This window comes from Archangium sp. (assembly GCF_045802675.1).
In the GTDB taxonomy this organism is placed as follows: domain Bacteria; phylum Myxococcota; class Myxococcia; order Myxococcales; family Myxococcaceae; genus Archangium.
Map to the genome: position 1 here is coordinate 20,198 of NZ_JBJMQO010000104.1, position 13,522 is coordinate 33,719.

Sequence of the window (13,522 nt, forward strand, 5' to 3'; positions counted from 1 at the left end):
CCATCCGCGAGGAGGAGCGGCCCCCTTCGTGTTTCAATCCGCGTCCCACGACTCCTCGGGCTGCGCGGCGCGGGACAGCGCCTCGGACACGGGCGTCTGCGACGGAGCGGGGCACGAGAGCGGCTGCCCCAACTTCGCCGCCCGGTGACGCGCGAGGTGGAAGGCCGGCCAGCCCCCCGGCATCGGCTCGCGGGCGTGGGCGCAGAGCATGTCGCGGGCCCGCATCGCGATGGAGCTCTCGGCGGCGGAGGAGATTTCCCCGGGCCGCAGGGCCAGGTACGCGGCGAGCTCCGGCGCGGCGTCCTCGGAGAGGCTGCGCGCCATGTACTCCATGTCCAGGACGACACCCTCCGAGGAGCGCGCGAGGTTGCCCCGCGCGATGAAGGCATCCGGGTTGAGCACGTTGAGCGCGGCGAGGAAGCCCAGCGCCCCCACGAAGGCGCCGATGGCGAAGCGCTCCGGGCGCCACCACAGCGTCACCGCGCGCCACCCGAGCACCCCCGCCAGTGCCACCATGAAGACGTGCGTGTACACGCGCAGCTCCGTGTAGCCGTAGGCCGACTCGTACAGCGCCATGCGCTTCACCGCCGAGGCGAGGATGACCAGCACCAGCCCCACCATCGCCGTGCACGCCACCCGGAAGGCATCCACCTGCCCCTGCCCTCGCAGCCGCGTCCACCGCGCCAGCGCCAGGCTCAGCCCCAGCGTCATCATCGACACCGCGAGCAGCTCGAAGAAGCCGCGACGGGCGTAGTCGGAATAGGTCATGAACCCCGCGGGCAGCCGCGCCTCGCCGAACAGGAAGGCGAGCTGGATGGCCGCGAAGCCCAGGAAGAGCAGGTCCACCAGAGCCACCAGCGTGAGGCTCTCGGTGAAGCCCAGGCGGGCCTCGGCGGGCGTCACCTCCGCCTCACCGGCCTCGTTTCCATGGCGGCGGCGCCGCTGCGCGTGGGCCAGCAGCCCGAGCACCCCGAACGCGCTGCCCGCGATGAACACCCCGCGCCACACCGCATCCAGGAACGACAGGCCCAGGTTGAAGGACAGCACCCGCTCCACGACCTTCGCGAAAACAGCGTCCGCCGAGCTGAGCAGCCCGGTGAAGATGAACAGCACGGGGATCGCGAGCAGAATGCCGCGCAGCACCGGCACCAGCTTCGGCGCCTGCTCGCGGGCCGTGGACAGGTCCACCTCCGAGCGCACCACACCCGGCGGCAGCACCACGGCGCGGAACACGGTGCCGAGCACGGTGAACGGATAGCTCCACAGCCCGAGCCGCTCCACCCGGCCCGCCGCCCAGAAGTGCGTCACCAGCAGCAGCAGGAAGCCCGAGGCGAGCACGTTGAGCGTCGTGAGGAAGGGGCTCGCGCGCACGAACACCATCCCGGAGAGGAACAGCAGCGGCACGAGCAGCCATGCGTTGGGACGCGCGCGCTGCCAGCCCTCGCGGCCTCCGAGCCCGAGCAGCGCCGCCAGGAAGAGCCCGACGAACAGCGGGAACGAGAGGCCGAGCGCGGGCCCATCGAGGAGCACCTCGGCGCAGACGCCCAACCCGAGCGCCGCGAGCAACGTCGCGCGCGGCCGGCGCAGACGCGGCACCGCGGGGGCGGAGGGAGCATCGACAGTGGGAGTGGGAAAGCCCGTGGCGGCGGTGTTCATGGTGGACTCCGGGAGCGCGAGTTCGCTCGGTGTGGTGCAAGGTTGGGCCCATCCGGCCTCGCGGCGAGGGCCCGTGCGCCGAACGGTCGGTTCGCGGCGCCGAGCGGTCGCAACCCGGCCCCCCACTCGCGACGCCCTCGCGCTTCGTTCACTCGCACGTGGCCGCGCCACCACGGCTGCGGCCGGTGAACCACACTCCCTCCCCGCGTGAAGTCCGACCCCGGACGCCCGGTTTCTCGGCACGACGCCCGAAGACAGGTAGGCTCACCTCTCTTCCCCATGGGCAGCGCGGCGGAGCTCTTCACCCGGCACGTATTCCTCGACCTCGAGACGACGGGGTTGGATCCGCGCGCCGATGAGGTCATCGAGCTCGGCGCCCTCTTCATCGAGAAGGGCCAGGTGGTGGACCGCTATGTCCACTTCTTCGCCGCCTCGCGCCCCCTGCCCCTCACCATCCGCCGGCTCACCGGCATCGACGACTCGATGCTCACCGGCCAGCCCCGGCTCGCCGACAAGGTGCCCGAGCTGCGCCAGAAGCTCGCCGGATGGACCGTGGTGGCCCACAACGCCTCCTTCGAGAAGGGCTTCCTCCCGGACCTGCTCGGCCCCATCCGCGCCCCCGTGCTCGACTCGTGCGAGCTGATGCACTACCTGCACCCGGAGCTGCCCAGCCACTCGCTGGAGTCCCTGCTGCGCTGGGCCGGCAAGGGCCCCCGCTCGCGCCACCGCGCCATGACGGACTGCGAGGCCACCCACTCCGTGCTCCTCCACGCCTTCGAGGGCTGCCTGCGCGACGGACGCGCCGAGGATCTCGCGGACCTGCTGGAGACGCTCGACCCGCGCGCCGCCCTGCGGCTGGCTCAAATCGAGGCCGGTGAGTCCGGCGTGGAGCTGGACGGCGCCCTGGATGCGGAAGCGGCCCCGCTCGTGACGCTGCTCACCGGGCTGTGGAACCTGTGCCGCTCGCGCCCCGCCCCACTCGAGCTGAAGGCCTCGGGATTCCTCCCCGGCCGCCCCGAGCGCCAGCGCACCGATGGTACGAAGCCCCCCTCCGAGCAGCCCGACGAGAGCACCCCCGTGCAGCCCGTGCGCTCCGAGGAGGTGATGGCGCTGCTCGGCCCCGGTGGCGCCCTGGAGCGCGCCCAGGAGGGTTTCGCCGCCCGCCCCGCGCAGCTGGAGATGTCCCAGGCCGTGGCGCGCACGCTCTCCGAGGGCGGACAGCTCGCGGTCGAGGCCGGCACGGGTACGGGCAAGTCGCTCGCGTACCTGGCCCCCGCCGCCCTCTTCGCCGCGCGCAACGGGCGCAAGGTGGGCGTCGCCCCGAATACCAAGACGCTGCAGGACCAGCTCATTGAGAAGGACCTGCCCCGCCTGCACCGCGCCACCGGCGGCGCCTTCTCCTACGCGCTGCTCAAAGGCCAGACGAACTACCTCTGCCGCCGCCGCGCGCTCGACCTCACCCGCGTCGAGCCCGGCATGAGCCACGCCGCTCGCGCCCCCCGCGCCTACCTGCGCTCCCTCATGCGCCGCGGCCCCGACGGAGACCTCGACCGGCTCAGTCACTGGTTCCGCGAGCGCTTCCCCGTGCTGCTCGCGCTCGCCCCGGCCGTGCGCTCGGAGGCGGCCACCACGCTCGGCGAGCGCTGCCCCCACTTCCACCGCTGCTACTACCACTCGGCCGTGGCCCAGGCGCGCGACGCGGACGTGCTCGTCATCAACCAGTCCCTCGCCTTCGCCTGGCCCGCGCGCTACCCGAAGCTCGAGCACCTGGTGCTCGACGAGGCCCATGAGGTGGAGGACGTCGCCACCACCGCGCTCTCCTCGGAGCTGTCGGACCATGCCTTCAGCCGGCTCGCCGAGCGGCTCCATGGGCGGGACGGACGGCGCGGGCTCTTCGCCGAGCTGCGCCGGGCCCTCTTCGCCTCGCGGCGCGCCGAGGCCCGCGTGCTGATGAGCGAAATCGACAGCGCGCTGCTGTCGGTGGGCTCGGCGGCGCGCGGACTGGGCGAGCGCGTCATGGCCCTGTGCGAGCCGGCCGCGGCGAGTGCCTCCGAGGACGCGGACGAGTCGGCCTACGCGCCGGAGCTGCGCATCACCCCCGAGGTCCGCGCCGCCGCCACCTGGGAGCCGGTGCGCGAGGGACTCCTGGACGTGCGCGAGTGCCTCCAGTCGCTGCACAAGCTGCTCACGGTGGGGCTGCAGGAGATATTGCCGGACCTGGCGCTGAAGATGCCGCCGCTGGAGAGGGAGCTCGCGGGCGGCGTGTCGGAGGTGCAGGAGCTGGCCACGCTGGCCTCGGAGCTGTCCGACGAGCCCGCCGAGGGCCGGTGCTACGCGGCCACGGCGGTGCCTCGCAAGCAGCGCTGGAACCTGAGCGCGATGCCGGTGAACGTGGCGGCCTATGTGTCCCGGGACTTCGCCCAGCACAAGCGCTCGCTGGTGCTGGCCTCGGCCACGCTGAGCACGGGCACCGAGCGCACGCCGTACGTGCTCGGGCGGCTGGGGCTGGACGGGCGCAACGAGGGGATTCCCGCGCCCCGGCTGCTGCGCGCGCCCACGCCGTTCGACTTGCGCAAGCAGGCGCTGGTCATCCTGGTGATGGACGCGCCGCGCGCCCACGAGGAGGCCTTCATCGACTGGGCCGCGACGCGCGTGTCCGGGCTGGCGCAGGTGATGGGCGGACGGGTGCTCGGGCTGTTCGCCTCCACGCGGCGGATGGAGCGCGTGGGAGATTTGGTGAAGGCGAAGCTGGAGCCCCAGGGGATTGAAGTGATGCGGCAGTCGCGAGGGCACGGGCGCTCGCTGGCGGCGCGGCAGGAGAAGGACACCGGCACGGTGCTGCTGGGCACGAAGAGCTTCTGGCAGGGCGTGGACATCCCCGGCCGGGGCGTGGGGTGCGTCTTCATCGACAAGCTGCCGCTGGAGCCCGCCAGCCGCCCCCTGGTGGCCTCGCGCGAGGAGACCCTCTCCCGCGGTGGCAACGCGCACCTGGGCTTCCTCCACTACCGGCTGCCCCGCGCGCTGCTGCAGCTGCGCCAGGGCGTGGGCCGGCTCATCCGCTCGCACGCGGACCGGGGCGTGGTCGTCATCGCGGACCCCGGCCACCCCAGCTACCGGCAGCTCATCCTGGACGCGCTCGCGGGTTACCGCGTGGAGCTGCTCCCCTGGTCCGAGGCCCGCGTGCGCCTCTACTCCGCCATCGAGGAGATGGGGCTCATCCGCAAGGCGTGAGCCCCCGGCCACTCACCGCAGGCGCGCGGCCAGCTTCTGGAAGCGCGAGTCCTTGCGCACGTTCTCCAGGTCCGGATCCGACAGCGCCCAGGCGCCCTTGAAGCCCGCATCCACGGCCTTCCCGAGGTACTCGAGCGCCCGGTCGTTGTCGGACTTCAGCGAGTAGACGCAGGCCGTGTTGTAGAGCGCCCCGGCCCGCTGCTCCTTCGACTCGGCCACATGGGTATAGGCCTCGATGGCGCCGTCATAATCCTTCATGGCGACGAGCGTCTGGGCGAGCGCGTTCCAGAGCCCCGCATCCGCGGGCTGCTCCTTCAGCAGCTCGCGGTACGTCTCCACCGCCGCCGTCCAGTTCTTGTCCTGGGCCTGGACGCTGGCCTGCTGGATGGCCCGGCCCCGCTCGTCGAGGCTCGGATTGAGATACGCGTACTCCGTCTGCAGGTAGGACTCCGGCGTCCACTTGTACTCCATGTACTGCGCCGTCTGATCCGCGACGCGCCGGCCCAGGAGCCGGGCGACGACATGCAGCGAGCCGTCGATGCCCGCGGACACTCCCGCCGTCGTCACGATGTGGCCATTGTCGATGAACCGCCGCCCTCGGTGGACACGTGCCGCGGGTGCCATCTTCTGCAGGTTGTCGATGGCGCCGTAGTAGGTCGTGGCGTCCAGCCCATCCAGCAGCCCGGCCTTCCCCAGCGTCATCGCGCCGGTGCAGACCGTGAGCGCCAGCTCGGAGTCCTTCGCTGTCTTCGAGATCCACTTCATGAACTCCGCGTCCTCGAGCACCACCTGCGTGCTGCCGCCGGGGATGACCACGATGTCCGGCTTCGGCGCGTCCTCGATGGAGTACTCGGGGAGCACCTTGATGAAGTGCTGGCTCGTCAGCGGCGCCTTCGTGCGCGCCACCGTGTAGACCTTGAAGGCCCGCTCCTGGCCCGAGGCGCCAAAGCCACCCGCGGCCTGGAACACCTCCGACGGCCCGGAGAAGTCGAGCACCTCGACTCCCTCGTAGAGGACGATGGCGACGTTGCGCGTGTACGGCTTGCGTGGTGCCTTCGTCTCGGGTGCGGCCTCGCCCCTCGCCGGGACGAAGAGCGACACGAAGACGAGCGCCATTCCCAATACCTTGGACATGACTTCCCCCTGACCCGCGGATGCGGGCTGTTGACTGCGTTGACTGCGTTGACTTCGACGGCCGCGGTACGGCCGCGCGCTACACGGGCCTCGAGGGCGGAGCGCGCCGTTTCACCTTCCACTGGGAGGGACTCACGCCGAACTCCTCCTTCCAGAGGCGGCGCAGCTGGCGCGCATCCATGAAGCCGCACCGCGAGGCGACGTTCTCCACGTTCGCCTCGGGATCCCTCAACATGTTCGCCGCCACCTCGAGCTTCACCTTCTGCGTGAAGGACTTGACCGTGATGCCGGTGGCGCGGCGGAACGCCCGGGTGAGGGAGCGCGGACTCATCGCGGCGAGCCTCGCCAATCCGTCGAGCGTCACCCGCTCGTTCGGGTGCGTGACGAGCCAGTCCTGCACCTTGTGGACACCGTGGTCCAGGTGCGTGCGGTACTCGAGGAAGACGGACTCCTGCGTCTGCTCACCGTTGCGCCGCAGGTAGATGACCAGCTCGCGCGCCACGCGAGCCACCATCAACGGGCCGTGGTCCTCGTGGATGAGCGAGAGCGCCAGGTCGATGCCGGAGGCCACGCCCGCGCTCGTCATGACGTTGCCGTCGCGGACGAAGAGGCGGTCGTTCAGAACCTTCGCCGTCGGGTGCCATTTCTGGAGCAGCTCGGCGACCTTCCAGTGCGTGGTGCACGAGCGCCCGTCGAGCAGCCCCGCGCGCCCGAGAGCGAACGCCCCACTGCAGATGGAGGCGACCCGGACGCCCAGCGCGTGCGCCTCGCGCAGCCACGCCACCGGCACGCTCCCCAGGTCCTTCAGCGTGCGCGAGTCCATGCCCGGCACCAGCACCAGGTCCAGCGAGCGCGGATCGGGCAGCGGTTCGAGCCGTCCCAGCACGAGCCCCTGGGCCGAGGTGGCCTCCGCGGCGGTGCCGCAGTGGCGCAGCCGGTAGTCGGCCCCGAATCCGTTGGCCTCGAAGAGCGTCTGCACCGGACCGGACAAATCCAGCAGGTGGACATGAGGGAGCACGAGCACGGCGACGTGCCGTGTGCGGACCGTCTTCCTCGCTCGCGCGCTCTGTCCTTCCCTCGGGGGCGATGACATGCCGGGTACTCTAGAGGGCACCGGGGCCGGGTTCCCAGACGCGCCCCGGACAAAGAGCGGACATTTCGGGCCAGCGCATGGGGCCCAGGCGAACGCGTCCGCCGGCCCTCAGACGGAGCCCGGCTTGGGGCCAGGCGACGGCCCGAGCCCCAGTGGATCCCAGACGAGCTCCTCGGTGGGCACCAGCGTCATGTTGGTGAATCCGTGGCGCTCCACGAAGCGCGCGAAGCGCTCGGAGACGACCAGACGCCCATAGAGTCCCCGGGGACGGAAGATGTCCTCGCCCCGCCAGGTGCCGGGCTCCAGGGTGAAGCCGTGGATGGCATTCTTGGTTGCCTCGCGGCATTCATCACACGAGGGAGACTCGTCGGCGTAGCGGATGCGGCTGCGCGCAAGGTCCACCGCCGCTCGGCCGAAGCAGGCCGTGACGGCCAAGTACTGGGGGATTTGGGAAGGCTTGGGGCCTCGCCGTTTGCGGCGCACCCTCACCACCTCCACCGGGTGGAAGCCCTCCAGCCCCGTGAGCCCCTCCTCCCGGTAGGCCTGGGCAAACCGCTCGGACACGAGAAGGTCATCCCCCGGCGCGTCGATGAAGTCCCCGAGACCCTCTCCGTGCAGCATCAGCTCGACACGATAAGGGGGAAGCCACCTCATCATTCCAATAGGGCCACCGCACCGCAGGCAGTCGGCCCCTTCTTCGCGGTTAACGGGCTCGGCCTTCTCGACCTCAACGTCGTAACGGGACCAAAGCGCACCCTTCTCCAGGACCAAGAAACGCGGAGAGGTAGACGACTCAGAAGCCATTGGGGAACCTCGCGCGCATCAAGTGCCGATTGTAGATTTCCCGAAGGAGGGCCTCGAACTGCTTCGGGGTTGCCGTGCGGTTGTCCTCGATCCATTTGACGACCTCCGCGTCCACCTTCCGGTGCCACTCCTGGTAGCCGCAGTGGGACTTCTCATCCACAGCGCGGGCGACGAAGCGCGGGTCGCGTGGTTTGTACAGGCCACGGAGTGTTTTGTGGTCCTCCAGCGCCTTGGCGATGGGCCGGGAGATGACGTGGTGCAGCTGGCCCTTGCACTCCTTGGGCTCGGAGCAGTCCGCAGCGGCGGCCCGCGCTTCGGCCTCGAGCGCCACCTCCGTCTTCTGCCCCTCTTCCTCCACCACCTTGGCCAGCGCCGCGACCCTCTCCAACTGCGCGAGGATCTCCGCCGCCTGCTGGGGGTTCTCCTGGCTCAGCGCAGTGCACGCGCTGAGCATCCCCGCCTTGCAGTGGCACACCACCGACGACTCGTCCGGTAGGCAGGGAATCTGGGTGACCAGGAGCAACAACAGACTCGCGAACATGTGGCCCCTCCCGGGCACTCTCTGACCTCGGAAGGTTCCTACCCGGTCTCGCGGGCGAAGACGAGCGGCCCGGCCGGGCCTCGCCTCACGTGTCCCACTCGAACGTGTCCGCCGCCTCCTCGACGATGCGCGGCGCCAGCACCTTGAGCAGCTCCTCGGGCTTGGCTCCCGACGCCTGCACCTCCACGTCCCCGAGCAGCGCCTGGTCCGGGTACCCGATGCACACCACCCGCACCTTCAGGCCTCCCGACTCCGTGTCGTGGATCTCCGCCTGCACGCGAAACCCGTGGATGCCGTGCTTGCGCAGCACCCCCTGCGCCGCCGCCTTGCTCTCCTTCGCCGGCGCCAGCAACGCCCCCACCTGCGTCAGCTTCCGCCGCATCCGCGCCTCGGCGAACTTCACCACCTCCGGCTTCAGGTGGCCCGTCTTGTCCTTCACCCCTCCGAATTGCACGTAGAGCCGCGGCGTCTGGTCCCTCAAGTCCTGCAGCGCCTGCATCGACGCCTTGATGGCCGCCTGCGCCGCCGCGTCCGGCTCGCCCTTGCGCGTCTTCAGGCACTCCAGCCCCGCCACCTCCTTCAGCTTCCCCAGCGCCTGGGCCGCCGCCGCCCGCACCTGCTCGCTCGGGTCCTTCAACCCGTTGCACAACGGCTTCACCGCCTCCGGGTCATCCGAGGACCCCAGGCCCTGCGCCGCCTGGGCGCGCAGCCGCGGCTCCTGCCCCACTCCGAGCTGTTTGCTCAGCGAGGCCGTCCGGGAATCCACCTGGGCCAGGGCAACCCCCGGCGGGAACAACAAGAGCAGGGCAATGAGCGAGGAAGGGCTCCGCATGCGGAGGACAAATCCTAGCGTCCCCGCCGCGCGAAACGCAGCGGCACCGAGCGTGTGCGCTACTTCCACTTGAACGATTCCCCCGTCTCCTCGATGGCGCGGGGCGCCAAGGCCGCCAGCAACTCCCCGGGCTCTCCTCCCGAGGCCTGCACCTCCACGTTCCCCAACAGCTGCTTGCCCGGGTAGCGCAGGCACATCACCGACAGCTTCAGCCCCCCCGAGGGCCCGGGGCGGATCTCCCCCACCAGCCGGTAGCCCGGAATCTTCTGCTTCTGGAGCACCCCCTTCGCCGCCGCCTCGCTCTCCTTCTCCGGCGCCAGCCACGCCCCGGACCGCACCAGTGCGCGACGCATGCGCGCCTCGGTGAGCTTCACCAGCTCCGGCGGCACCGTCCCCGTCGTGTCCTTCAACCCGCTGAAGCGCACGTACTGGTGCGGCGGCTTCGCCTTCAGCGCGCGCAGCGAGCGCAGGGCGGACTCCCGCGCCGCCCCCGCCGCCGCGTCCGGCTCGTCCTTGCGCGCCTCCAGGCACGCCAGTCCGTCCAGCTCCGCCAGCGTCTCCAGCCCCTGGGCCGCCGCCGCCCGCACCTCGGCGCTCTCGTCCTGGAGCCCGGCGCACAGCGGCCCCACCGCCTCGGGGTCCTCCGACTCCCCCAGCACCCGCGCCGCCTGGACGCGCTGGGCGGGCGCCGCCCCCTGCTTCAGCGTCCGGGCGAGCGAGGCCGTCTGCGCCTCCGTCTGTGCCAGGACGGTTGCCGGGAGAACGAACAGACAGAGGGCGACAAGGTGGGATGGAGAGCGCATGTCAGGGAACGGATCCTAGCCCGGTCCTCAAGAAACGCAGCGCACCCCTCACTTGTGGCATATACCCTCACCATGTCCTCTGCCCTGTCCGCCTCCCAGATTCGCGAGGCGTTCCTCAAGTTCTTCGAAGAGCGTGGCCATCGCCGCGTGGCGTCATCGTCCCTCGTCCCCCAGAACGACCCCACCCTGCTGTTCACCAACGCGGGCATGGTCCAGTTCAAGGACGTCTTCACCGGCCGCGAGAAGCGCGACTACACCCGCGCCACCACCTCGCAGAAGTGCGTGCGCGCCGGCGGCAAGCACAACGACCTCGACAACGTGGGCTACACCGCGCGCCACCACACGTTCTTCGAGATGCTCGGCAACTTCTCCTTCGGCGACTACTTCAAGCCCGACGCCATCGCGTACGGCTGGGAGTTCGTGACGAAGACGCTCGGCCTGCCCAAGGAGCGGCTCTGCGTCACCGTGTTCAACGGCGAGGGCGGCATCCCCTGGGACGAGGAGGCCTTCGAGCTGTGGGCGAAGCAGGGCGTGCCGCGCGAGCGCATCCTCAAGCTCGGCCTCAAGGACAACTTCTGGGCCATGGGTGACACCGGCCCGTGCGGCCCCTGCTCGGAAATCCACTTCCACCAGGGCGACGACATCCCCTGTGTCGAGGAGGCCGCGGGCCGCAAGTGCCAGGGCGTGGCGTGCGACTGCGACCGGTGGCTGGAAATCTGGAACCTCGTGTTCATGCAGTTCGAGCGCAAGGAGAAGGACGCGCCGCTCATCCCCCTGCCCAAGCCGTCCATCGACACGGGCGCGGGCCTCGAGCGCATCGCCTCCGTCGTCCAGGGCAAGCGCTCCAACTACGAGACGGACCTGTTCCAGGCCATCATCGGGCGCGTGAGCGAGCTGGTGGGCAAGCCCTACTCCCAGGAGGGCGGGGCCTCCATGCGCGTGGTGGCGGACCACAGCCGCGCGGCCGCGTTCCTCATCGCCGACGGCGTGCAGCCCTCCAACGAGGGCCGCGGCTACGTCCTGCGCCGCATCATGCGCCGCGCCATCCGCCACGGCTCGCTGATGGGCCTGGAGGACGTGTTCTTCTTCAAGGTGGTCGACCGCGTCATCGAGCTCATGGGCGACGCCTACCCCGAGCTGCGCGACGGCCGCACCTTCATCCTCGAGGTGTGCAAGTTCGAGGAGGAGAGCTTCCGCCGCACGCTCAACCGCGGCATGAAGCTCATCGACGAGGAAGTGGCCCGGATGAAGCAGTCCGGGGAGAAGGTCCTCTCGGGCGAGAAGGTCTGGGAGCTCCACGGCACCTACGGCTTCCCGTGGGACTTGACGGAGATCATCCTCAAGGAGCGCGGGTTGGGCACCGACCTCGAGGGCTTCAACAAGCTCAAGCAGGATGAGGCGGACAAGCCCACGGCCGCGGGCGGCATCAGCAAGGACAAGGCGATCGCCACCATCCACCTCCAGCTGCTCGAGAAGCTCGGCCCCACCCAGTTCCTCGGCTACGAGGGCGTGGGCCACGAGGGCGAGGGCTCCGTGCGCGCCATCCTCAAGGGCAGCGCCGAGGTGACCGAGGCCAGGCCCGGGGACGAGGTGGAGCTGGTGCTCGACCGCACGCCCTTCTACGGCGAGTCCGGCGGCCAGCAGGGCGACACCGGCCGCATCGTGGGCCACGGCGGCAAGGCCAAGGCCGAGGTGAAGGACGCGCAGCGCCCGGTGCAGGGCCTCATCGTCCACCACGTGCGGGTGACCGAGGGCACCTTCAAGGTCGGCGACATGGTGCAGGCGGGCGTCGACGGCGAGCGCCGCTCGTCCATCCGCGCCAACCACTCGGCCACGCACCTGCTGCACAAGGCGCTCAAGATGGTGCTCGGCGAGCACGTCAAGCAGGCCGGCTCCGTGGTGGCGCCGGACTACCTGCGCTTCGACTTCTCGCACTTCTCGCCCATGACGCCCGAGCAGCAGGACCAGGTGGAAGACCTCGTCAACGGCTGGGTGCGCGAGAACACCGAGGCCCAGACGCGCGTGATGAACCTGGAGGAGGCGAAGAAGTCCGGCGCCGTCGCCATGTTCGGCGAGAAGTACGGCGAGACGGTGCGCGTCGTCACCGTGCACCCCCAGTCCACCGAGCTGTGCGGCGGCACCCACGTGCGGCGCAGCGGGGACATCGGCCTGTTCAAGCTCGTCTCCGAGAGCGGCGTGGCCTCGGGCGTGCGGCGCATCACCGCCGTCACCGGCGTGGGCGCGCTCCAGTACGTGCGCGAAACCGAGCGCGAGGTGAAGAAGGTCGCCGAGCTGCTGAAAACGTCCCCCAAGGATGTGCTCAAGCGCGTGGAGGCCACGCAGCGCCGCGTGAAGGAGCTGGAGAAGAAGGTCGAGGAGGTGGCCGTCAAGGCGCAGGCCGGCTCCAGCAAGGACCTGCTGGAGCAGGCGCGTGACATCAACGGGCTCAAGGTGCTCGCCACGCGCGTGGACCCGGCGGACCCGAACGTGTTCCGCGGGCTGGCGGACCAGCTGAGAGACCGCATCAAGTCCGGCGTGGTGCTCATCGGCGGCGAGAAGGACGGCAAGGTCGTCCTGCTGGTGGCGGCCACCAAGGACGTGGTGGCGCGCGGCATCCACGCGGGCAACCTGCTCAAGGAGCTGGCCAAGGAGGTCAACGGCCGCGGCGGTGGCAAGCCGGACCTGGCCCAGGGCGGTGGCGAGGACCCCTCGCGCATCCCCGCCGCCTTCGACAAGCTCTACGAGCTGGTCAAGGGAACGAGCCTCTCATGAGCCCCACCGCCCGTGGTCTCGCGGCGCTGCTGTGCGCGGCGGCCCTCCTCGAGGGCTGCAAGAAGGAGGAGCCCGCCCCCGTCACCGAGGACCGCACCCTGGAGAAGCTGCGCCAGGAGGTGGACCGCGTGAACCAGGGCGGTGCGCCCTCCACCGCGCCCGGCGCCCCCGAGGACCCGAATGCCCGGCTGGCCGGACTCGCCACGGGCCACGAGGCGGATCAGGCCAGGACGTACTCCCTGCCCTCGAAGGAGGCCGTGAAGGTGGACGGCCTCTCCCTCCAGCCCACCGCGCTGGAGTCGCTGCACTCGCTGAGCGGCACGGGCAAGGTGTCCCTCACCACCACGGACCTGTTCGTCCGCGTGAAGCTCGAGGCCCAGAACACCGGCGGCGCACCGGTGAACGTGCCGCTGTCGCAGGCACGCCTGGTGGACGCGGAAGGCAAGGAGTACCCCATCACCAGTGATGCCCAGACCGTGGGCGGCACGCGCAAGCTGGACCACTCCTGGGAGCGGGAACAGCACGAGTCGCTCGTCCTCCTCTTCGAGGCGCCTCCGGCCGCCATGGCCCCGGGACTGGCCCTCCTCATTCCCACCAGCGGCGGCGAGAACGCCCGCATTCCGCTGCAATGAGGCCCGCCGGGAGGCGGTGACGGA

General features: G+C 70.6%; 10 protein-coding genes. 3 read left to right on the forward strand and 7 right to left on the reverse strand.

The features are described from left to right. Positions 1–33: 33 nt before the first annotated feature. On the reverse strand, positions 34–1,656 hold the full coding sequence (locus ACJ8AN_RS29610) for a DUF4153 domain-containing protein (RefSeq protein WP_407758864.1): 1,623 nt from the start codon (positions 1,654–1,656) through the stop codon (positions 34–36). 279 nt (positions 1,657–1,935) lie between these two features. On the opposite strand from ACJ8AN_RS29610, the gene ACJ8AN_RS29615 reads away from it, so the two are divergent. Then, on the forward strand, positions 1,936–4,887 hold the full coding sequence (locus ACJ8AN_RS29615; protein WP_407758865.1) for a helicase C-terminal domain-containing protein: 2,952 nt from the start codon (positions 1,936–1,938) through the stop codon (positions 4,885–4,887). 12 nt (positions 4,888–4,899) lie between these two features. On the opposite strand, the gene ACJ8AN_RS29620 is transcribed toward ACJ8AN_RS29615, so the two are convergent. The 6 genes from ACJ8AN_RS29620 to ACJ8AN_RS29645 all read right to left on the reverse strand — a co-directional run bounded on the left by ACJ8AN_RS29620 (position 4,900) and on the right by ACJ8AN_RS29645 (position 10,094). Beyond that, positions 4,900–6,021 (reverse strand): DJ-1/PfpI family protein, encoded by a 1,122-nt coding sequence (locus ACJ8AN_RS29620; protein ID WP_407758866.1) that lies wholly within the window; start codon positions 6,019–6,021, stop codon positions 4,900–4,902. 79 nt (positions 6,022–6,100) lie between these two features. Beyond that, entirely contained in the window at positions 6,101–7,114 is a 1,014-nt protein-coding gene (locus tag ACJ8AN_RS29625; RefSeq protein WP_407758867.1) for a GlxA family transcriptional regulator, read from the reverse strand. Between the two features lie 108 nt (positions 7,115–7,222). Beyond that, a complete protein-coding gene (locus ACJ8AN_RS29630) occupies positions 7,223–7,771 on the reverse strand; it encodes a hypothetical protein (protein WP_407758868.1) in 549 nt (182 codons plus the stop codon). Between the two features lie 136 nt (positions 7,772–7,907). Then, positions 7,908–8,459, reverse strand: coding sequence for a Wall-associated protein precursor (locus ACJ8AN_RS29635; protein ID WP_407758869.1), 552 nt, complete (start codon positions 8,457–8,459; stop codon positions 7,908–7,910). A gap of 85 nt (positions 8,460–8,544) precedes the next feature. Further along, positions 8,545–9,291 carry a HEAT repeat domain-containing protein gene (locus ACJ8AN_RS29640; protein WP_407758870.1) on the reverse strand — a complete coding sequence of 249 codons (747 nt, stop codon included), beginning with the start codon at positions 9,289–9,291 and terminating at the stop codon, positions 8,545–8,547. 59 nt (positions 9,292–9,350) lie between these two features. Further along, positions 9,351–10,094, reverse strand: a complete 744-nt coding sequence (locus tag ACJ8AN_RS29645) for a HEAT repeat domain-containing protein (protein ID WP_407758871.1) — start codon at positions 10,092–10,094, stop codon at positions 9,351–9,353. Between the two features lie 72 nt (positions 10,095–10,166). On the opposite strand from ACJ8AN_RS29645, the gene alaS reads away from it, so the two are divergent. Both alaS and ACJ8AN_RS29655 read left to right on the forward strand, forming a co-directional pair. Continuing rightward, entirely contained in the window at positions 10,167–12,866 is a 2,700-nt protein-coding gene (alaS, locus tag ACJ8AN_RS29650; protein WP_407758872.1) for an alanine--tRNA ligase, read from the forward strand. Beyond that, positions 12,863–13,498: a hypothetical protein gene (locus ACJ8AN_RS29655; protein ID WP_407758873.1), complete on the forward strand. Its 636-nt coding sequence runs from the start codon at positions 12,863–12,865 to the stop codon at positions 13,496–13,498. The genes alaS and ACJ8AN_RS29655 overlap by 4 nt, the downstream gene beginning before the upstream one ends. The last annotated feature ends 24 nt before the right edge of the window (positions 13,499–13,522 follow it).

Bases quoted from the DNA above. Each gene is read 5' to 3' on its own strand.
- ACJ8AN_RS29610 (WP_407758864.1), bottom strand. From the start codon at position 1,656: ATGAACACCGCCGCCACGGGCTTTCCCACTCCCACTGTCGATGCTCCC.
- ACJ8AN_RS29615 (WP_407758865.1), top strand. From the start codon at position 1,936: ATGGGCAGCGCGGCGGAGCTCTTCACCCGGCACGTATTCCTCGACCTC.
- ACJ8AN_RS29620 (WP_407758866.1), bottom strand. From the start codon at position 6,021: ATGTCCAAGGTATTGGGAATGGCGCTCGTCTTCGTGTCGCTCTTCGTC.
- ACJ8AN_RS29625 (WP_407758867.1), bottom strand. From the start codon at position 7,114: ATGTCATCGCCCCCGAGGGAAGGACAGAGCGCGCGAGCGAGGAAGACG.
- ACJ8AN_RS29630 (WP_407758868.1), bottom strand. From the start codon at position 7,771: ATGATGAGGTGGCTTCCCCCTTATCGTGTCGAGCTGATGCTGCACGGA.
- ACJ8AN_RS29635 (WP_407758869.1), bottom strand. From the start codon at position 8,459: ATGTTCGCGAGTCTGTTGTTGCTCCTGGTCACCCAGATTCCCTGCCTA.
- ACJ8AN_RS29640 (WP_407758870.1), bottom strand. From the start codon at position 9,291: ATGCGGAGCCCTTCCTCGCTCATTGCCCTGCTCTTGTTGTTCCCGCCG.
- ACJ8AN_RS29645 (WP_407758871.1), bottom strand. From the start codon at position 10,094: ATGCGCTCTCCATCCCACCTTGTCGCCCTCTGTCTGTTCGTTCTCCCG.
- alaS (WP_407758872.1), top strand. From the start codon at position 10,167: ATGTCCTCTGCCCTGTCCGCCTCCCAGATTCGCGAGGCGTTCCTCAAG.
- ACJ8AN_RS29655 (WP_407758873.1), top strand. From the start codon at position 12,863: ATGAGCCCCACCGCCCGTGGTCTCGCGGCGCTGCTGTGCGCGGCGGCC.